The 20,119-nt window shown below is 59.0% G+C and carries 16 protein-coding genes and 1 pseudogene; 3 read left to right on the top strand and 14 right to left on the bottom strand.

Features of this window, described 5'->3' with window-relative positions; genetic code table 11:
* A pseudogene (locus tag ACIPY2_RS20860) lies at positions 1-210 on the top strand (hypothetical protein); the annotation flags it as partial.
* 662 nt (positions 211-872) lie between these two features.
* Here ACIPY2_RS20860 and ACIPY2_RS20855 read toward each other — a convergent pair.
* On the bottom strand, positions 873-2,012 hold the full coding sequence (locus ACIPY2_RS20855) for an IS30 family transposase (protein WP_400268314.1): 1,140 nt from the start codon (positions 2,010-2,012) through the stop codon (positions 873-875).
* A gap of 1,166 nt (positions 2,013-3,178) precedes the next feature.
* The gene (locus tag ACIPY2_RS20850) at positions 3,179-4,570 is read right to left on the bottom strand and encodes an NAD-dependent succinate-semialdehyde dehydrogenase (RefSeq protein ID WP_400268312.1); all 1,392 of its coding nucleotides are present in this window, start codon (positions 4,568-4,570) and stop codon (positions 3,179-3,181) included.
* Positions 4,571-4,736: 166 nt separating this feature from the next.
* Here ACIPY2_RS20850 and ACIPY2_RS20845 point away from each other — a divergent pair, with 166 nt between their 5' ends.
* On the top strand, positions 4,737-5,498 hold the full coding sequence (locus tag ACIPY2_RS20845) for a FadR/GntR family transcriptional regulator (RefSeq protein ID WP_400268311.1): 762 nt from the start codon (positions 4,737-4,739) through the stop codon (positions 5,496-5,498).
* Positions 5,495-6,205, top strand: a complete 711-nt coding sequence (locus ACIPY2_RS20840) for a cache domain-containing protein (protein ID WP_400268310.1) — start codon at positions 5,495-5,497, stop codon at positions 6,203-6,205. Before ACIPY2_RS20845 ends, ACIPY2_RS20840 begins: the two co-directional genes overlap by 4 nt.
* Positions 6,206-6,209: 4 nt before the next feature.
* Here the strand turns inward: ACIPY2_RS20840 and ACIPY2_RS20835 are convergent, their stop codons facing one another.
* The 12 genes from ACIPY2_RS20835 to ACIPY2_RS20780 all read right to left on the bottom strand — a co-directional run bounded on the left by ACIPY2_RS20835 (position 6,210) and on the right by ACIPY2_RS20780 (position 20,090).
* Complete coding sequence (locus ACIPY2_RS20835; protein ID WP_400268309.1) at positions 6,210-7,067, bottom strand: gamma-glutamyl-gamma-aminobutyrate hydrolase family protein; 858 nt, start codon at positions 7,065-7,067, stop codon at positions 6,210-6,212.
* Positions 7,067-7,858: a gamma-glutamyl-gamma-aminobutyrate hydrolase family protein gene (locus ACIPY2_RS20830; RefSeq protein ID WP_400268308.1), complete on the bottom strand. Its 792-nt coding sequence runs from the start codon at positions 7,856-7,858 to the stop codon at positions 7,067-7,069. Before ACIPY2_RS20830 ends, ACIPY2_RS20835 begins: the two co-directional genes overlap by 1 nt.
* Positions 7,855-8,568 carry a substrate-binding periplasmic protein gene (locus ACIPY2_RS20825; protein ID WP_400268307.1) on the bottom strand — a complete coding sequence of 238 codons (714 nt, stop codon included), beginning with the start codon at positions 8,566-8,568 and terminating at the stop codon, positions 7,855-7,857. Before ACIPY2_RS20825 ends, ACIPY2_RS20830 begins: the two co-directional genes overlap by 4 nt.
* Positions 8,565-9,986, bottom strand: a complete 1,422-nt coding sequence (locus tag ACIPY2_RS20820; RefSeq protein WP_400268306.1) for a glutamine synthetase family protein — start codon at positions 9,984-9,986, stop codon at positions 8,565-8,567. Before ACIPY2_RS20820 ends, ACIPY2_RS20825 begins: the two co-directional genes overlap by 4 nt.
* A gap of 19 nt (positions 9,987-10,005) precedes the next feature.
* Complete coding sequence (locus ACIPY2_RS20815) at positions 10,006-11,265, bottom strand: NAD(P)/FAD-dependent oxidoreductase (RefSeq protein WP_400268305.1); 1,260 nt, start codon at positions 11,263-11,265, stop codon at positions 10,006-10,008.
* Positions 11,262-11,456 carry a ferredoxin gene (locus tag ACIPY2_RS20810; RefSeq protein ID WP_400268304.1) on the bottom strand — a complete coding sequence of 65 codons (195 nt, stop codon included), beginning with the start codon at positions 11,454-11,456 and terminating at the stop codon, positions 11,262-11,264. Before ACIPY2_RS20810 ends, ACIPY2_RS20815 begins: the two co-directional genes overlap by 4 nt.
* A 41-nt stretch (positions 11,457-11,497) precedes the next feature.
* Positions 11,498-12,697: a cytochrome P450 gene (locus ACIPY2_RS20805; RefSeq protein ID WP_400268303.1), complete on the bottom strand. Its 1,200-nt coding sequence runs from the start codon at positions 12,695-12,697 to the stop codon at positions 11,498-11,500.
* Between the two features lie 13 nt (positions 12,698-12,710).
* Positions 12,711-14,261 (bottom strand): APC family permease, encoded by a 1,551-nt coding sequence (locus tag ACIPY2_RS20800; RefSeq protein WP_400268302.1) that lies wholly within the window; start codon positions 14,259-14,261, stop codon positions 12,711-12,713.
* A 557-nt stretch (positions 14,262-14,818) separates the two neighbouring features.
* Positions 14,819-16,327 carry an NAD-dependent succinate-semialdehyde dehydrogenase gene (locus ACIPY2_RS20795; protein ID WP_400268301.1) on the bottom strand — a complete coding sequence of 503 codons (1,509 nt, stop codon included), beginning with the start codon at positions 16,325-16,327 and terminating at the stop codon, positions 14,819-14,821.
* Positions 16,328-16,464: 137 nt separating this feature from the next.
* On the bottom strand, positions 16,465-17,427 hold the full coding sequence (locus ACIPY2_RS20790; protein ID WP_400268300.1) for an alpha/beta hydrolase: 963 nt from the start codon (positions 17,425-17,427) through the stop codon (positions 16,465-16,467).
* Positions 17,424-18,911, bottom strand: coding sequence for a flavin-containing monooxygenase (locus ACIPY2_RS20785; protein ID WP_400268299.1), 1,488 nt, complete (start codon positions 18,909-18,911; stop codon positions 17,424-17,426). The genes ACIPY2_RS20790 and ACIPY2_RS20785 overlap by 4 nt, the downstream gene beginning before the upstream one ends.
* Positions 18,912-18,944: 33 nt before the next feature.
* Positions 18,945-20,090, bottom strand: a complete 1,146-nt coding sequence (locus ACIPY2_RS20780; protein ID WP_400268298.1) for an alcohol dehydrogenase catalytic domain-containing protein — start codon at positions 20,088-20,090, stop codon at positions 18,945-18,947.
* Between the last annotated feature and the right edge of the window lie 29 nt (positions 20,091-20,119).

The following is a 20,119-nucleotide window of genomic DNA, read 5'->3' as shown; positions in this document are numbered from 1 at the left end:
CGCGTCATCGCCCCAGCAGCAGCCCTCATCGGCATCGGACTCACCCTGGCCATCGCAACAACCAACCTCGAAGCACTCTTCGGCAACACAGGCCCAGCAGTCTTCATTCTCCTGAGCTACTTCTACGGCCTCGTCGTCGCCGGCATCATCACCGCCCTCATCCTCAAACGCAACAAACCCGACACCTACGCCCTCATCGGCCGACAATAAAACCCCAGAAAGACCGCAAAATGCGATCATGCCAGTTAGTCGACAGCCGCCGGGGCCGCCCCACCAGGAGCTGCGAAGATGACTGCGACTTCTGCACAGGGCCAGAAACAGACTAGGAAGTGAGTCGGCGGCAAATCAGCTCAGTGCAGGGCCACCTGAAACCCTAAGGGACAGGTGGCTCTGCTTCTTGGAAGGCTTCTAGGTTAAGGGAACGCGCAATGATGGAACACGAACTTGGAGTCCCCGCGCTACTTTTCTACGACCCCCTGAGCGAGAACCAACCCCACGATCCGTCACGTTCCTGGTCATGGGCCGAGGGCACACGGCTGAGGAGATCCAGCCGAGCACGCAAGCAAACCCAAGCCCCTCGCGAGGCATGGCGGTCGCAAGCTCTGGTCGATGTTGCGCAGGACTTACAACGCCTCATAGAGGCAAACCGGCCGACCAGATAGCACCAAGGTACATTCTTCTCTCCTCCATGCATGTTCGAGCTTTCACGGCGCGCTTGATGAACTTCACTGCGCGGGCGCGCTGGCCAGGTTCGCTGCCCGCAAGGGAGCATAGAGGATGCCTCCTAGTCGTGCTCCTATGATTTCTGTGTCGGTGACGGTCGAAAAGTGAGCCATTGTGACGGCGGCGGAGTTCAGCGGTCGTTGCAACAATTATGGTTCGGTCGACGGTGAGACCAGTCTAGTGAGGTGCTCCAAAGGGCTTTGCCATCCGAGGATTTCACGTGGTCGCTGATTGAGTTCGGCGGCGACCATTGCCAGGTGTTCGCGGGTGTGGACGCTGAGATCTGTTCCCTTCGGAAAGTACTGGCGGAGCAGGCCGTTGGTGTTCTCGTTGGATCCGCGTTGCCAGGGGCTGGCTGGGTCGCAAAAGTACACAGGAATGAGTGTTTGCCGTGTGAAATCCTGATGGCAGGCCATCTCAGTGCCCTGATCCCAGGTCAGAGATCGGCGTAGATGAGCCGGTAGCGGTCCCATCGCTTCGGCCAGTCGATCGCGCAGATTCTCAGCTCCGCGGTTACCGGCCAGGTGTACGAGGACGATGAAGCGCGTGGTCCGTTCGACCAGAGTGCCGATGGCAGAGCGGCCTCCCTTTCCAATGATTAAGTCCCCTTCCCAATGCCCAGGTACTAGTCTGCCGATCGCATCTGCCGGCCGGTCTCGGATCATGACCATGTCCGGGAAGCGCCTGGTTCGGTGTTCCTTCCGACGACGTGGCCGGCGACCGGTCCTTCCGGTGCGCAGGGCTACTGCTGGATCCACGGCCAAATCCAGGCTTCCGCGCCCGTAGAGGGCTTGGTAGACGGTCTCCGGGACAACGTGCATTTCCGGTTGGCCAGGGAAAACGGTGCGCAAGCGGTTGCTGATCTGACGGGGACTCCAGCGCTGTTTCAGGTGTTCCCGCACGAACTGCTGCAGCACTGGGTTAGTTGCGATCTTTCCCGTGCGCTGGCGGCTCCGTCGACGCTCGGCACTGCGCTGGGCCGTGCGAGGACGGTAGTTACCGGAGGGCTCGTGAATGTTCCGTCGGATTTCCCGGCTCACTGTCGATGGACTGCGCCCGAGCTCTGTGGCGATAGCGCGAATACTCCGTCCCGCATGCAGGAGGTCTGCGATCGTGATCCGTTCCGACTCAGAGAGGAACCGGGCGGAGATTACGGCTGGCCTCTGATGCGAGATGGGAGCAACCTTTTTGATGTCTCCGGACTTCAGAACAACCGAGTGGCCATGCCGCCAACGCGTCCCCGAGCTTCGGCTGATTCCCACAATCCGGCAGGCCTCAGAATTGCCCATTCCCTGTTTCATCAGCTGATCATAGTGAGCCCGAGCGGCGTTCTTTGGAGGGGCGCCCCGGGACTTTCTTGCTCTCTTCATCTCTGCCAAATGCAACTCCTAAAGGTTCAGGTGTTGCAACGACCACTAGACGCCAAGCCCACGAAATGGCTCACTTTTCGACCAGCGCTGACATTCTGGCCGGAAAGCGACCGTAAGATCCAGAATCCAGCATTAGCAGTAGATAGCTACCGGTCTATCCTGATCTTGGTAATGCTGGCTCGAGCTCCAGGTTCTATATCCAGCACAAGGGCCCAGTAGGTATTTTTTCCTCCAAGCCGGGGAAGAGTTTCCCCGGCCGCTAAATATCGAAACGGTGCCGGTTCTCCGTCCGGCCGCCACCAACCACTCGTATGAGCGAGGTCGCCTGATCGCACAGTCCCGTGTGTCACCGGGCCGCGCGAACCAGATAAACCATTGACTATCGTCACGTGACTAGGCCCCTTCGATTTAGTCCCTTAGCGGAAGCAGGGTGTCTTTGCAGTGCTTTGAACCAGGCCCTTCCCGTTGCGAGTGTGGAGAGGGCCTGGCGGTTTGGTGAGACTCACGGACGCAGCTGCCTCCAGCGGAGCCGCCTGCGCCCCTCAACCCGTGATTAAAGCGCGATTGCAGCTGCCGGCCGATCCGATTCGTTACGGCTGCCCCCAGGAATGCAGTTGAAGAGCGCGGGCTGAACAACGGGAGCGAATGGGATGATTAGCCACCGGCCGCCATACAACTCCACGTAAGAATCCGAGGGGCACTTGGCGTAGGCTTCTTCACGCGTCATCTCGGTCCTCCTATGAACGGGTTGGTTACTGGCACGGCTCCAGTTTTAAACTTCATTCCTCGCCGCATGCTCATAAGTCTAGTATTAGATGTTTGAGATTACAAGAGACTCCGCAAAATATCCCCCTGGTTGCCTAAGATTGCGGTATTCATGCATTCCATCTGAGAGCGGGATTAAAATCTAAAGACAGATTTTTGAAACGCTCCCACCATGCCTAGGAACCCCCCACTGTTCATCAGACGCTGACATGTCCAAAGCGCTCAACACAGAGCGCAGGTGCTTTCCCTTTGACCAAGGCCCCCCGGATGCGAGAACGAGGGGCCTTGGTTGTTTCTGGGGCTCGATCAGCTTGTTGGGATCATGCCTTTGATGCGGGCGGCAGCGGGGTGCGAATGAGCTTCTTGTTGACGAACTCGCTCATGCCGTAGCGTGCAAGTTCGCGGCCTACGCCAGAGCGCTTCACTCCGCCGAACGGCAGATCCGCCTGGGAGTCTGTGTTGCCGTTGATAAAAACCATTCCTGTTTCAAGGCGGTCCGCGACGGCTTTTGCCTTTTCGACGTCCGCACTGAATACTGCGCCTCCCAAACCGTATGGAGAATTGTTGGCGAGTTCGACGGCTTCGTTTGCGTCTGTCACCTTATAGACAACTGCGGCGGGGCCGAACAGTTCCTCTGAGAACGCACGCATATCGGGTGTTACGTCGGCGAGAACTGTTGGTTCCACAAAGGCACCGGGGCCAGGCAGGTGCTTGCCGCCGGTCTTCAAGGTGGCACCTTTATCAACGGCGTCCTGAATCTGCTCTATCAGCTCGTCGGCCGCGCTTTGCGTGGACATTGGCCCAAACTTTGTGTCCGCGGACAGCGGGTCACCAGGTTTGATTTGGGCCATCTCCTGGGCGAACTTTTCAAGAAATTCGTCGTACAGGTCAGCGACGACGATGAACCGCTTGGCAGCGGTACATGCTTGGCCGGCGTTACTCATGCGCCCGCTGACGGCTGCCTTCACGGTGGCGTCCATGTCGTCAGTGTCGAGCACAATGAAGGGGTCGCTGCCACCAAGCTCCAATACGTACTTTTTGAGGTTACGCCCGGCCACCTCGGCCACGGCTGCGCCTGCTCCCTCACTGCCCGTGAGCGATATTCCCTGCACCCTGGGGTCGGCGATGATTTGCGCGACTTGTTCCCTCCGCGCGAAGACGTTGATGTAGGCAGCTTCGGGAAGGCCTGCATCGTGGAAGATGCGCTCCATTGCCAGAGAGGATTGGGGGCAATTTGCTGAGTGCTTGAGGAGGATCGTGTTGCCCAGCATTAGGTTCGGAGCCGCGAAACGTGCGACCTGATAGTAGGGATAGTTCCAGGGCATGATTCCCAACAGCACGCCAACCGGGGCTGATCTGACGATGGCTTCGCCTCCGCCTTTTACGTCCAAGTGCTCGTCCTGCATGAAACCCGGCCCCTCGACGGCATAGTATTCGAAGATGTCCGCCACAAAGGAGACTTCACCCCGCGCCTGCGACAGAGGCTTTCCCATCTCAAGGCTGATGATTCGAGCCAGTTCATCTTGGCGTTCGCGGTATAAGTCGGCAACTTTAGCCATGATTTTTGACCGACTAGCAACAGGCGTTTCCCGCCATTTGAGATACTCATCATGAGCGCGACTGATTGCATCACTGATTTCCGCTGACGTTGCCTCCGGAAATACCCGCAGTGTTTCGCCTGTGGCTGGATTCACGGTCTGATATGCAGTCATTTTATAACCCTATCATTCGGTTGTTCGAAAATTTGGACTGGAAGTATTTCTGGAAACGACTGTTGTGTGATTTCGACTCACCCGGCCAGCTAGCCGGAAATTTCAAGGAGGAATATAGAATCACATACAATGGAGTCTGATGGCGCAGGAAGGAGGCGGACACTGAATGGCAGGAGCCACTGATTTCAGCGCTCAAATTTACCGCCCTCTCCCCGAACTGGACAGGGCGGACGCGATCGTACAACGCATCGTTACTGCCGTGTCTCTGGGCTTGATCCGCCCAGGAGACCAGTTGCCTGCCGAACTTGAGTTGGCCGACATGTTCGGGGTGGCCGTGGCGACCCTCCGGGAAGCTTTGTCGACCTTGAGGGACCTCAGGGTTGTGGAGACGCGCCGAGGCCGCTGGGGCGGAACTTTCATTGTGGGTGCACCAGTGCCTTCCGTGGAACGATTGCGCAGCCGGGTGGCAGCGCTTTCCATGGCGGGCTTGAGGGACATGGGGGATGAGCACGCTGCCATTGCGGCAGCAACAGTGCGCATGGCGGCAGACCGGGCCGATCCATCGGATCTGGACCATTTGGAGTCGCTGGCCCATGCGCTCGGCCGCGCTGATTCCCCGGGGTCCAGGACGCGTGCGGACAGCAGGTTTCATATTGGCATTGCGGTTGTCGCCCAGTCCGAACGTCTTATGATGACCGAAATCCGGCTTCAATCCGAAGTTGGTGAGTTGCTGTGGGCACCTCTTACGAAGGAATTTGATAAATCCCGTGCTCTTGAAGATCATTTGAGCATCGTTGCGGCGCTTCGTCGGGATGATGCCAATCTGGCGCAGAAGATTGCGCTGGAGCACATTCGTGCGAATATTTATCATCTGATTGACGTCAAACTAACGCTGACATACGCGGGGCATGACAGGGAACTTTTATGAGTATTGAGATAACGGCGCAAAGTTGTGCAAATGAGATCACCCAGTGGTTCAATTCTTTTTACCACGACCTGGAGTCCGCCGCACGCGAAATGAGCGATTCGCTTGCTAAGCGAATGGGCGGCCGCACCCAGATAGCCGATTCCGACCTTGTTGATCTCGCTGTGGTTTCTCGCGCTTTCCTGGAACAACATCGGGCTGCTGCAGGCGCTGGAGCAATTTTTGCTGTTGCCAGCTTGGCCAAGGACCTGGGGGCTCTGGAGTGGTGGCTCAGAGATGAGGCGGGCCGGATCAGCAAGCGGGAGTTCGACTTGATTCCGGACACTGACTCCTTCTACGACTATGAACAGCAGCCTTGGTTCACCATCGCCGCCCGTACTGGGCATTTGACTATGGTGGGGCCGTATTTGGACTATCTCGGCATGGGCGAGTACATCGTGACATTGACGGTGCCCCTGTATGTACACGAGGCTTTTGTTGGTGTTACGGGAAGCGATATCAGAGTTGTTGATCTCGAAACAGTTCTCGTCCCGGCTCTTCGGACCATGAGAAATGACGCTGCTCTCCTTAATGGGCAAGACCGTGTGATCGTTGGCAATTCCGGTCGATTCCTTGTGGGAGACCGCATCAGGGAGCTTCCGGCCGGCGCAGTGAAGACCGCGTTGGACGTTCCCGGTCTGGATCTTCATCTCCTGTACCTTTCCTCCTGAGTGATCAGAGCGGGCCGGATGTAGGGGCCACAGCCCGATCGTCTGTTTTCTGTGAGTAATGGACTGCTTGCTCAACAAAAGCTTCAAAGAGACGTTTTCGGTCGTCTGCGTTTCCGTCTGAGTCTTCGGGGTGCCATTGCACCCCCACCACCCAGGTGTTGTCTTTATGCTCGGTACCTTCGATGATGCCGTCGTCAGCCACGGCGGCGACTCGGAGCGTGGGGCCGGCCTGTTCGACTGCTTGATGGTGCCCGGAGCGGACGGTGATGCGGTCCTGGCCCAGAATGTTGTGGAGTCGGGTGCCGTGAATGATGGTGATCGGCTCGTCGAGGAACATGCTTTCGCCTTTGCCGCCGCGGTGCAGCTTGTAGGGATCCAGGTCCGGAATGAGTGTCCCGCCGCACGTGAGATTAAGGAGTTGCGAACCACGGCAAATTGCCAGCATGGGCGCGTCGCGGGTGAGGGTCTGATCGATGAGTTCCATACAGTACTCATCCGCGCGTCGTTCAACGCCGTAAAGGTTGGGCACGGGCCCGCGTACCCCGTACAGGCTGGGATCAACGTCGCCGCCACCTAGAAAGAGCACCCCGTCGGCATTTTCAATGTGTTTGGGGTCCGGCAAGGCGGAGGCACTGCTGTCGACCAGGACCGCTCTGGCACCCGCATTCAGCAAGGTTTCCATCGCGGTCCTGGTGAAGCGCTTGACAAGTTCAGACACCTCGACGGTCATGTCAGGGAAGTTCAAGGAAACTACCACCGCGATGATCGGTGCGTTACCTGGAAGGTCGGCGAAACCATCGGGAATAACGTCAGCTGGCGTGATGGGAGCGATGGTCCTGACGCGACCGTGTCGGTTAGTCATCAGTCAATGTCTACTTTCTCTTTTTCTTCTGAGGGCTTGGCCCGGCCCAAGCTTCGGGGTCGGGCTTCCCTCACTACCCAATCGAAGAGCGATTGGTCTGATTTCAAGGTCGCGGCGTTGTCTTCGGGGTGCCACTGGACGGCAATGATTGGTGCTTGTTCATGTTCGATGGCTTCGATGACCCCATCTTCTGCTCGGCCAGTAACCTTGAGGTTTCGTCCGAGCTTGGCTATGCCCTGATGGTGGTACGACGACACCGTCGGTGAGGGGGTCCCGATCGCGGCCGCGGTGAGTGTGCCCTCAACGACCTGCACGGTGTGCAGGCTGTTCACGTGATCGATGGCCTCGGAGGCCAGATGCTGGTTCAAGGTTCCTTCGCAGGCCACGTTCAGCAACTGCATGCCCCTGCAAATCGCCAGAGTCGGTATCTGCATCTCGATGCATGCGCGGATGACAGATATCTCGGCGGCATCTTGCCCCTTGTAGTGGGCCACCTTGGTTTTGTCAGTGGAGACCTCTCCGTAAAGTTCTGGCGAAACGTCGGCGCCGCCAGGTATGACGACTCCATCGAGTTCGGCGTACCGGGACTCGTTCCCCTCGTCCTCGTTAGGAAACAGGATGACGGGCTCGCCCCCGGCGCGCTGGATCGAACGCAGCACCTCAACGGCCACAGCAATGCCGTCGAAGCGGAGTCCTTGGACCGCTCCGGACCACATGCCCGGCACTCCGATCAGGGGACGGTCCCGGCCGGGTTCCGCACTTGAAGGCGATACGCTTTCCGGGGTGCTCATCGTCCATGTCCTTGCGGACGCAGGGGAAACTCGAGATCAGGCATCCACTTGGTCCAGATGGCCTCAAGCCGGCCGTCAGCGATGACTGTTTCCAGTGCCTGGTTCAACTGCTGCAACAGCTCTGTGTTGCCAGGTGCCACACCGACTCCCCACCGGTTTCCAGTTGGTTCGGTCCAGGCGATCGCGAAGTCTGGGTCCGCTCCGAGGGGAACCGTGACGACGTCATCGTCCACGACGGCGTCGACGGTTCCTTTACGTAGGGCGTCCAGCATGTCAGCAAAGACATCATCACTGGCACCGAAGGGGACAGGCACGATCCCGGGAAAAGTTTCCGCAAGTGCCATGTTCGTACTGTTGGCGATAGCAGCAACGCGATAGCCGGCAAGGTCCCCGGGTCCCCGTGCTGGGTCATTCTTGCGGACGAGTACCGTTTCATCGAAGATCGCGTAAGGAACGGTGAAGTCAATCTGCGCCTGCCGCTCTGCCGTAATGCCCTGGCCGCACCAAACCGCATCTGCTTCGCCTGCCTGGACTTTGGGGATCATCTCGGTCCAGGAGGTGATGAGCCAATTCACGTCGCGGCCGATTTCACTCGCGATGAGTTCCGCGGCCTCCGGCTCGTAGCCGGTTCGGCGTACACCATCCGGGCTGGCATTGAAGAGGGGCGGCGCTTCCGAGTCGATGCAGGCAAGTGTCAGGCGGCCGCTCATGGAAGGGTCTCCCAGTACATGCTGCGGTCCCAGTCAGTCACTGCCCCGCAGTAGCGTGCCCACTCATCCGTCTTAAGCTGGGTGTAGACGTCACCGAGCTGTTCAGGCAGTGAGCCGAGAATGAACGGGTCTGCGGTGAGGGAATCGATGGCCTCCCCCAGCGTCAGCGGGAGCGGCTTGAACCTGGGTTCTGCCGACCCCCGCTGCTGTTCATCGAGGGGCCTGCCTGGGTCGGTCTGCTTATTGATGCCATCTTCCATGGCGGCAATCAACAGGGTGTGGGACAGGTATGGATTGACGCTGGCGTCCGGCAGGCGGTACTCCATGCGTCCGTTGGAAGAAATCCGGACCATGCATGCGCGACTGTCCAGGCCCCAGTTCACGGCGCTCGGAGCGAATTGGCCTGCGTCCCAGAACCTCTTGTAAGAGTTGACGGTTGAGGCCATGACCGCCATGGACCCAGCAGCGTGTTCGAGCATTCCACCTACAGCGTGGCGGCCGATGTCGCTCAAGTGCAGTTCGACCCGGCCCTCGTCGATCAGGAGGTTGGTGCCGTCTTTCCATAGGCTGAGGTTGTGGTGGCAGCCGTTCCCCATTGAACCGGTGTATGGCTTGGGCATGAATGATGCATGAATTCCCAGCTCACGGGCGACCTGCTTGCAGATTTGGCGGTACGTGACGAGACGGTCTGCTGTGAGTTCGACGCGGTCATACATCCAGTTGAGCTCAAGCTGGCCGTCGTCTTCGTAGTCGCCTTCGATCATGTCAAGCCCGAGCGCTTTGGAATAAGTTACGAGTTTCTTGAAAACTTCGCGCATGCGTTCGAGGTTTTCGACTTGGTAGGCCGGGCTGGAACCAGGCTTTTTGATTACTTCCATGCCCGGGCCGGTCCATGTCATTTCGGGTTCACACCCTGAACGGACCTCAATACCGGTACGTTCGGTGAACGCGGCATGGGTGCGCTTCAGCAGGTTACGCGAATCCGTGGCCAACGGCCGGCCACCTACTTCGTTAAGATGCGGCGGCTCGTATGCGCTGCAGAAGACTCGCGCGACTGAGGTATCCCACGGCAGTGGGGCAAAGGTTTCCGGGTCGGGCAGTGCCACGAATTCCTTTGCTTCGATGCCGCCGCCGATGAGGTTGCCAAACCGGTCAGTTTGAAGGTCGGCTACCGCGGTGCGGTGGAAGGCGATGCCTTTTTCGAGGTTCCGCTTGAAATGGTTTGCGGGGACCATTTTGGCTATGACGCGTGATCCGATGGTGGGGATCATGTAGTAGATGTACTCAACGCCGGCTTCGTTAATCTTGCGCTGCACGTCTTCGATTACTGCAGCGCTGAGGTTCTTGTCCTGGTGGACTGCGAAGGCGTTGCGGTCGTTTATGACGTCAAGGACCGGACGTTCGGAAAGTGTAGTCATGGTGTTCTCGGTTCTTGGTTCAGATGGCTTGGAGTTGGCTGTCTTGCTGCGGCAGGCCTGAATGCCTGTCCTTGACGAGTTGCCGGTAGTGGAGCTGGCGGTCAGCCGGCAGGTCGACGCTTACGACAGCCACGAGGGCGTCGTCCTGGTAATAGCCCATGACGACTCCGTCTTGCGGGGTCTTGGCCGAACCCTCGAGTTCAACGATCCTTGTTGCCAGGTTCGGGCTGCCAACGCCCTGGATTTTGAGATCAAACTGGTTGCTCCAGAAGCTGGGGAGAGGAACTGCGGGCTCCGGGAGTGCCGTCCCGTTTAGCTTCGCGATGAGAGCTTTAGCGGCAATTTTCGCGGTGTCTCCTGGGATGGACCAGTGCTCGATCCTTCGGGCACCGGAACGGTTCCGTAGGTCGGGGAAACGGGCAATGTCGCCGACGGCCACGGCGTTGTCGGTTCCCACCACCCGGAGGTGTTCGTCACATAGAACACCATTGGTGATGTCGACATCGTTACCTTCCAGCCATTCGACGTTGGGAATTGAGCCAACAGATTCGATGATGACATCTGCCCGGATTTCGGTCCCGTCGTCAAGAACAATGCCGCTGCAGCGGCTCTCATCGTCCTTGCCGTTCTCTGCCGACAACAGTCCTGAGACTCTGGCGTGCCCGTGGTAATTGATGCCCTGACCGACCAAGTAGTCCCTGATCCCCGCGCTGAGCTCTTCGCCCAGGGCGCGTTGCATGGGTCCGCTCGTGCCCTCAAGCAGGGTGACTTTGCAGCCGAGCTTCGTTGCAGTTGCGGCGGTTTCGCAGCCGATGAAGCCAGCCCCGATGACTGCTACCCGGGTGCCTTCCCGCAGTTCCTGGTGCAGTTCGACGGCGTCTTCGATGGTTCGGAGGACGTGCCGTCCGCGAAGGGGACCTGGCAAAGGCAATCGGCGGGGACGAAGACCTGTGGCAATGACGAGACCGTCGTAGCTCACTGCTTCACCAGATGCCAGAGTTAGCGAGTTGTTCGCGAGATCGGCCGAGATGACCTCGGTGCCGAGCCGCCACTCGACGTCAGCGACGGAACCGCGGTGGCGGAATCTGACTGAGTCCAGGGCGGCATCGACGGTCCCGGGGTTCTCCAGGAGTTCTTTGGACAGCGGGGGCCTGTTGTAGGGCAGGTGTGGTTCGGTGCCGATGATGGTGATGGTCTCGGTCCAGCCGGAAGCCCGGAGCTGCTCAGCTGCGCGTAGACCGCCCATGGAGCCACCGACAATGACGATTTTGCGGGTCATGGCTGGTCTTGGATGAAGATTGCCTGGACCGGGCATGCGTCCTGGGCGTCTTCGACGTCTGCAAGCAGTGAGTCGTCGACGTTTTCGTCGTACTCGAGAATGCCTTCGGCATTCATCCGGAATACATCGGGTGCGGCGATGGCGCACTGCCCGTGGTTCTCGCAGAGCTGGCGGTCAACAAAGATTTTCATGGTCATTCCTGTTCTTGCGGATCGTCTGGGAGCGATCGCGGTTAATTGCCCTTGGTGAAGCTGATCGGGAGGCGGACTGGGCCGGTGTTCCCGGAGTCGGGCATCCACTCGTCTGTTCCGTTGATCTGGGGGTTGCGCAATCGTCGGGCAAGCAGCGGCAGGGCCTCGCTCATATCCGAGCGGGCAACGAAGTGGCCCAAGCAGTGGTGGACGCCGCCACCGAAGCCATGGTGGGGTGCGTGTTCACCGAGAAGGTTCATCCCAGGTTCCGGGAATGCCCTTGGGTCGGTACCGGCACTTTGTGTGAAAAGATGCACGGTGGTTCCCTTGGCGACGGCCAGTCCCTCGTAGGTAAAGTCTTCGACTGCTTCCCGGGTCACCCAGGTGACCGTCGGGTTGATCCGCATGACTTCTTCAACGGCCTTGGCTCCGAGTTCGGGCCTTTCTGCCAAAAGATCCCACTGCTCCGGGTTGCGCATGAACGACTGCATGGCGAGGCCGAGCTGGTTTCGGGTGGTGTCCATGCCGCCGAAAATCAGAAGCACGAGGGCGTTGCGGAGTTCGGCGTCGCTGAGGCTGTCTCCGTCACGGTTCGCCAAGACCAGCCGGCTGACAAAGTCATCTCCCGGGTTGGCCTGGCGGTCCTTGATGAGGTTCTCGGCGTACTCGTACAACTCGGCCAGAGCCGCCTCGACCTTGTGAAGGTCCTGTTTGAGGGTTACTCCAAGAGCGAGACCGATGGTTGATGCGAGGCGGGCAATGGTCGGCCACTCGGTTTCCGGGATACCCAGCATGATGGTCAGCACACGGGTGGCGTAGGGCTCAGCGAAATCGCTGACGAATTCGCATTCGCCCTTGTCAATGAAGGCATCGACAAGTTCGTTTGCCAAAGCCTGGAACCTTGGCACCAAGGACTTGAGGAGTCGAGGCGAGAACGCCGGGTTGAGCAGACGACGGATCCGGTGGTGGTCCTCACCTTCCAGGACCAGGAGGTTCTTGGTCCACCAGTCGTAGAAGGGGCCGCTGTGCACTCCATGGTGTTCGGGCCACTGGGCGCTGCCCTGCTTCAAGCGGGGGTCCTTCAGCAACTTGCTGACTTCCTCGTACCGAAGGACAGCGATTCCGTAATTGGTGCGTGCGTACCAGCTCTGTTCACGGGCATTCCGAAGTGCTTCGGACTGCATCGCGAAGGTGGGATCTGAAATGTCCAGGTACGGGGCTTCAGCGGTCGGTGTTGTCATTTCTTTCTATCTCTCACAAGTAGTTTTCGACGTTGCTCGCGGCGGCATTTCCTGCTTCGGCGCGCAATGACGAAGATGACGGAATAGCATCTGCCGCGGGGGCGTCGCTATACGTGTAGGGCTTTTTGCTGATCAGGTACACCAGCCCGAGGCCGATGACAACGACTCCGGAAAGGAGGACAAGGTAGTTCACAAACCAAGGGCTTTCGGGCGACCGGGGCCAAACCATATTGGTGATTCCGAGAATGCCCCACGTCAGGGCGGCGATGTTGACCGGGATTCCCCACCTGCCCAATTGGAACTTTCCGGAGGGCTTCCAGCCCTTCAGCCGGGCCCGGAGGGCGGCAAGTACCACCATTTGGAACCCGAGGTAGATACCGAATGCTGCGAAGGACACGATGACGACCAGAGCGTCGGGGGAGACAACCGAACCGAGGATGATCAGTACCGGAACTGCGCAGGCAAGGAGCAGCGAGTAGGGCGGGACGTGGCGTTGCTCCAGGAATTTCGCGAGGTAGCGGCTGGCAGGGAGCATCCGGTCGCGGGCCATGGAGTAGCTCAGCCGGCTGGCAGCGGCTTGGAGGCTCATGACACAGGACAGGAATGAAATGAGCACGATTGCCAGGACTACCTTGTGACCGATTTCCCCGAAAGCGCCGGCCAGTACCGTACCTACGGGATCAGTGTTTTCTCCTGAGATCACGGCCGAGTAGTCCGGTACTGCGAGGATAAGGGAAAGGCACACGAAGGTTGCGGCGAATCCGCCAATGTAGATCGTCATGCGCATGGCCTTGGGGATCCGGATACCGGGATTGGGGACTTCTTCGGCTACATCGCCGCAAGCTTCGAATCCGTAGTACTGGTAAATGCCGATGAGGGCCGCCGCCGCGAATGCGATGAAGTAGTTGCCTCCGTCGCCGCCGGCTCCAAAGGAGTTGAAGAGGACGCTGAGATCATGCTGACGGGCCGCGACCAGCAACCAGATCCCGACAACCAGGGCGCCTCCGAGCTCTGCGAAGAGTCCCAACATGGCGACTTTGCTCAGCAGCTTTGTCCCCCCAAGGTTGACGGCCGTAGCCGCCAGTATCAGTGCAATCGCGCAGATAATCGTGGAGGTGGTGGATGATTCCATTCCAAGGAGCGCATCGAGGAACGTTCCTGCCCCGTAAGCAACGCCAGCGATCGTGGTCAGGAGCGCGATGAGATACACCCATCCGGTCATCCAGCCCCATTTCGCGCCCCAGAGCCTTCGCGCCCAAGGGTAGACGCCTCCGGCAACGGGATAGTTGGAAACAATCTCGCCAAACACCAGAGCGACGAAGAGCTGCCCAACCCCAACGATGAGGAATGACCAGATCATGGGCGGCCCGCCCAGGCCCAGTGATGAGGCGAAGAGAGTGTAAACGCCTACAACCGGTGAAAGGTACGTGAAACCAAGCGATACGTTCCCCCAGAACGACATCTCGCGCTTGAACTGCTTTTCGTACGTATAGCCGAGACGAGCTAGCTCTTCGGCATCTTCGTCTATCGGTGAGTGCTCGGCACTCTTGGCATTGGTGGACATTGGACTCCTTAGGACGGCTGCGCTGCCGTCTATCGCTGAAGGAAAAAGGGGGACTCAGCCTGAGGCGAGAAATCGGTATGAACCGTGATTAGCGTCACTCATAACTCTAGTTTTAGATGTTTAGAAACGCAAGGTGTGACGTAGGTTAAATTTTTTCCCCGATGTTCATGTGTGCGAGTAGACGATTTGAGCGCCTGATACGGAGTTAGTCTTGCGAACTACCGTTGCGAGCGTGGGGCCGAGGTGTTTCAGGCACGTTAAACATAGACTTTCAAATCTTTGCTGGAGATGAGGATCTAGGAGATCAGTCGGTTTCGGGTCCGGAGCAGAAGTGGCAGTCGTCATCGCAAGCATCCTCAGGGGCTGCGGTCGTGGACGTCCTGCTCGTCGAGACAAAGACCGGACTGGGTGTCGCGCCGTGGTGGGCGGCAGCCTGCGCGGCGGGAGGGAAGGGAGCGCCCGCCCGCCATCGGGCTGGAGGTCCTTGCTCCCTTCCCTGGACTGGCTGATGAATTGTGCGTTTCATCAATAGTTCTCCCTGGTATTTGGTTCGACGGTCACTTGCCTGCATAGGGGTCGGCGATGGCGATGTACTGCGTGGTGGTGTACTCGGCCAGGCCTTCAGAGCCGCCCTCCCTACCAAGGCCGGACTGCTTTACTCCGCCGAAGGGGGCCGCTGCGTTGGAAATGATGCCGGCGTTGAAGCCGACCATGCCAAACTCGATCTGCTCTGCCACACGGAGGAGACGGTTGTGGTCGCGACTATAGAGGTACGAAGCCAAGCCGTATTCGCTGCTGTTGACCAAGCGAATGGCTTCTTCTTCCGTGGTGAAGCTGGTAACCGGGGCAACTGGACCGAAAATTTCCTGGCGCAGTATTTCTGCATCGTTAGGTACATTGCCGAGTACTGTGGGCGGATAGAAGTAGCCCGCCCCTGTTATTGGTGCCCCGCCTGTGATGGCTGTTGCTCCAGCGTCGACCGCTGACCGGACCAACGCGTCTACGTCTTCGCGGGCTTTGGCGTCAATAAGGGGCCCTACTTGGCTGCCGGGTTCGGTGCCCCGTCCTGTAACCAACGATTTCATGGCGTCAGCAAATTTTTCCGTGAACTCTGCAGCGACGGATTCGTGGACCAGGAAACGGTTGGCCGCGGTGCAGGCTTCACCCATGTTGCGCATCTTCGCCGCCAATGCTCCTTGGACGGCTTTGGTTATGTCGGCATCTTCAAAAACGACGAACGGGGCGTTTCCGCCAAGCTCCATCGACGTCCGCAGGACATTGTTGGCTGCTTCGGCCATCAACCGCTTGCCCACTTGTGTTGATCCCGTGAAGGAGATTTTCCGCAACCGGGAATCCTTCAGCAGCGGGCCGGAAATGTTGGCGGCGCTGGACGAGGAGACGACGTTGAGTACGCCGGCGGGCAGTCCGGCCTCGATCATGACCTGAGCGAATAGCTGTGAAGTCAAGGGGGTCAACTTTGCGGGCTTTAGGACAGCGGTGCAGCCTGCAGCCAGTGCTGGAGCGACCTTTCGGGTGGCCATGGCCAGCGGAAAGTTCCAGGGCGTGATGAGCAAGCAGGGTCCGACCGGCTTGTGCTGGACAAGAATCTTATTCTTGCCTTCGGGCGTCGTCACGTAACGTCCGTAGTCCCTGACTGCTTCCTCGGAGAACCAGCGAAGGAACTCGGCTCCATAGGCGACCTCCCCCCGGGACTCGGCCAAGGGCTTGCCCATTTCCAGTGTCATGAGCAGTGCAAAGTCTTCGGCGCGTTGAGTCACCAGGTCGAAGGCTCGGCGCAGTATTTCTGCGCGTTCACGCGGCGCCGTTCGTGCCCAGTCTGCCTGGGCGGCATCAGCGGCATCCAGAGCAGCAAGGGCGTCTGCCTGCGTTGCCGAAGCCAGCGTTTTGAGAACGCTTCCTGTAGCCGGATCGTGAACATCAAAGGTTCCGCTATCGGCGGCGTCTTGCCAGTGCCCACCGATCAAGAGACCTGTAGGTATGGTGGCCAGCAATGCAGCCTCCCTTTGTGCGGATACGGCGAGGGTTTCAGCGAGGACGGTGGTCATGGAAATTCCTTTGGAACATGTACGGGGATAACCCACCATGGTTATGGCGGGTTATCCCCGTACTGGGTTTAATTTTTTCGGCAGGTCAAATCCATTGAGGCAGGGTGCCCGCCATGTGCTGGGATTCGCCAGCGACGTCAGGGATGGTCCGTGACAGCCTTTGAGATGAACTCGGCTATCTGGGTTATTGTTTTCTCGCCTCGGCTGACCCTTCCAGCGGAAGTGAAGAGTCCATGGGCATATCCAGGCAGATGCATGTATTGGACCTCAGTTCCGGCCTTGGCCAGAGCCGCAGCGTATTCGGCGCCCTCATCAACCAGCGGATCGTTGTCCACTGTGATGATGAGTGTTTTCGGTAGCCCCAAAGGCAGTTGGCCTTGGCCCGGGCTGATCTCGGGTGAGGACCGGTCAACATTACCGGGCAGGTAGTGGTCAGCAAACCATGCAATGGTGTCAGCAACCAAAGGAAAACCCTCTCTCACCCGGCTATACGACTGTGATGCCATTGTTAGATCCACCATCGGGTAGATCAGCACCTGGGCTGCAACCGGCAGTGGATTCTGGGCGCTGGCATTCTCATTGGCCAGAACCGCCGCGAGTTGGCCCCCGGCGCTGTCGCCGATCAGCACTACTCCGGTCACGTTCAGCTGGTGACCGTTTGATGCCTCGAGGAGCCAGCGCAATGCCGCCCTGCTGTCGTTGATGGCTGCGGGATAAGGGTGCTCCGGGGCGAGCCTGTAGTCGACTGCTACAACCGGCAGGTCGGTAAGAAATGCCAGCCGGCGGCACAGCCCGTCATGAGTTGCCAGGCTTCCCATAACCCAGCCGCCGCCGTGAAGGAACAGAAGCGCCGGGCCTGGTTCGGCAGTGGCCTTGGGACGGTAGACCCTCACCCTGAATTCCTCGATCTCGAAGTCGGAGACCGATGAAAGCTCCTCACCTGCAAGCCCATTGGTGGCGCAGCTGCTTTCGTAGAGTTCGCGCACCCGCTCCACGGGGTAGGCGTGGAAGGGAACGCCACCGGATTGCCGGAACTTCTCCAAGATCTCAGCGGCGTCCTGAGCTACAGGTCTGCTGCTGTACTTGTCGCTACCGGTCACTTTGCAGGTCCGGATTCCGCCAGTTGGAGGTAGTCATCGAGCTTAAGTTCATGGGTTTGGGTCCGATATTCTTCAACTGTTCCGGACCAGTTGTTAATGACCCTGCCATCTTCGTTCTTGTACCACGATGAGCACTCGGAGGAGAAGGCGGAGTTCTGGAGTTCTTCCTGAACCTCGTCGTTGAATTTCCGGACGACCTCGGGGTCCACGTCCAGGACCCGCGATTCCTCCGCTGCCAGGTATTGCACAGCCTGAGCGATGTAGCGGTGCTGTGCTTCGAGCATGGAGACGACCGAGTTGTGGTTGAGGTTGGTGTTTGGACCGTACACCAGGAAGAAGTTGGGGAAGCTGTCGACGGTGATTCCCAAGTAGGCTTCCGGGGCGTTGCCCCAGCGCTCGTTCAAGCTGATCCCCTCCCGCCCGGAGACCCTCATAGAGCCCATGAATGCGTGGCTCTTGAATCCTGTTGCGTAGATGATGACGTCAAATTCGTGGTCCGCCCCGTCGGCCGTACGCAGGCCTGTTGGGGTGATTTCCGTGATTCCTTCGGTTACCAGCTCAACATTCTCCCGGGTCAGCGCGGGGTAGAAGTCATCGCTGCGCAGGATGCGCTTGCAGCCAAAGTCGTAGTCGGGGGTCAGCTTGACCCGCAGTTCGGGGTCCGAGACCTGCGCCTCGAGGTGTTGGCGGGCGAGTTCAACGCCCTCTTCCGACGCAGCCGTGTGACGGCGGGTGCGTTCGAATCCGGCTTCCCGGAATTCGTGGATCTCCTGACGCAGCTGGCGGTAGGTCTCCGGGTCCTCTTGGAAACGCTTGCTCTCCTCTTCGCTGAAGACGTACTGGTCCCGAGGCAGGATGTAGTTGGCGGAGCGTTGGAAGACTGTGAGCTTCGCGGCGACCTTGGCAACTTCGGGGACGTACTGCACGGCCGTTGCCGCCGAACCGATGGAGGCGACCCGTTTGCCAGTCAGATCGAGGTCGTGCCGCCACTTGGACGAGTGGAAAACCTCTCCCTTGAAGGTTTCAGTTCCGGGGAAGTTGGGAATGTTCGGCTCGTTAAGCTGGCCCCAGGCGCCGACCACCGAGCGGGTCAGGAAGATGGATCCATCAGCAGTGCTTACCTTCCACAAGCGGCGCTCCTCATCCCACTCGGCTGCCGTAATGTTCTGGCCGAAGTGGATGTGCTTTCCAAGCCCGAATTCTTCCACCATAGACCGCAGGTATCCCTGAAGTTCTTCCTGGCCGGCGAACATCCGGGAGACTTTAAGGTTAAGGAAGTAGCTGTAGCAGTAAACCAGGGCCTGGGTATCACAGGCCGCGCCGGGGTAGGTGTTCTCTCGCCACACACCGCCTACATCGAGGCCGCGTTCGATGATCAGAAAGTCCTCGATGCCTGCCTGGACGAACTGGGCGCCTTGACCGAGGCCGCCGAAGCCTGCGCCAATAATGATTGCACTGTAGATGTGGTCAGTTTTAGTGGACATGGTGGTTCTCTCTTTAGGCTTGAAGGTTAGGGGTTAGGAGAAGGTGATGATTTGACGCAGCGCGTGGCCACCGTCGAGGGTGTCCATTGCACGGTTGATGTCCTCGAGTGCGACGGTGTCCGAGACGAGACTTTCGACGGCTAGCTTCCCGGACCGCCAGAGTTCTTCATAGATGGGAATGTCGTGCTCTGGAACTGCCGAACCAAGGTAGCTACCAACGATTGAACGCGCCTCTGCGGTAAGGGTTAGAGGATCGATACTCACAGACTGGCCGGGCGCCGGGAGTCCTACGGTGACGGTGACTCCGCCGGGTCTGGTCAGGGCAATTGCTGTCTCCAAGGCACGCGGGTGCCCGGCTGCTTCGATAACGGCGTCGAATTTCTCCCCGTTTTCCAGGGCCTCTGCAGACGTCATTGCCTGCTTCGCGCCGAGGTTGAGGGCTGCCTCCAGCTTTGAAGGCAGGGTGTCAACACCAACGACGTGTTCGACACCGGTGGCCAGGGCTGTGATGAGTGCGGCCATGCCCACGCCGCCTAGGCCTACTACCGCAACCCGCGAAGAGGGAGCCGGTTTGGCGACGTTCAAGATTGCTCCGCCACCGGTGAGCAGGGCACATCCGAGCAAGGCTGCCACGTGGGCGGGAACGTCTGATCCCACCGGTACGACAGAGTGGCGGGAGACGACCGCATGGGTGGCGAAGGCGGAGACGCCCAAGTGATGCTGGATGGGCTGTCCCGCCCGGGAGATACGGCGACCGCCGTTCAGCAGGACGCCTTCGGCGTTTGCAGCGCTGCCGCGTTCACAAGGAGTCTTCCCGTTCGAGTGACAACCTTGGCATTCCCCGCAGCGAGGGAGGAAGGTCATGACGACCCGCTGTCCCACGGAGAGGTCGGTCACGGCGTCACCAAGTTCTTCAACGATACCGGCGGCCTCGTGTCCGAGAAGCATAGGAACCGGGCGAGGTCGATTTCCGTTGACCACGGAAAGGTCCGAGTGGCAAATCCCAGCTGCTTCGATACGGACCAGAATTTCGTCGTTTTCAGGACCTTGGAGTTCGAGGTCCTCGACGCGGATGGGATTGGTTGCCGCGTAGGGCCGTTCTGCTCCAAGCTCCTGGAGCACAGCCCCTCGAATTGTCCGGCTCTTAGCCGGCGCCAGGGTCGAATCTTCGATCGTCACGATTGTCCTCTCAACGGTGCCTGAATCAG

The organism is Paenarthrobacter sp. NPDC089675, assembly GCF_044749185.1.
Taxonomy (GTDB): domain Bacteria; phylum Actinomycetota; class Actinomycetes; order Actinomycetales; family Micrococcaceae; genus Arthrobacter.
Note: the sequence above shows the minus strand (reverse complement) of the source record. Positions and strands in the feature narration are given on the sequence as shown.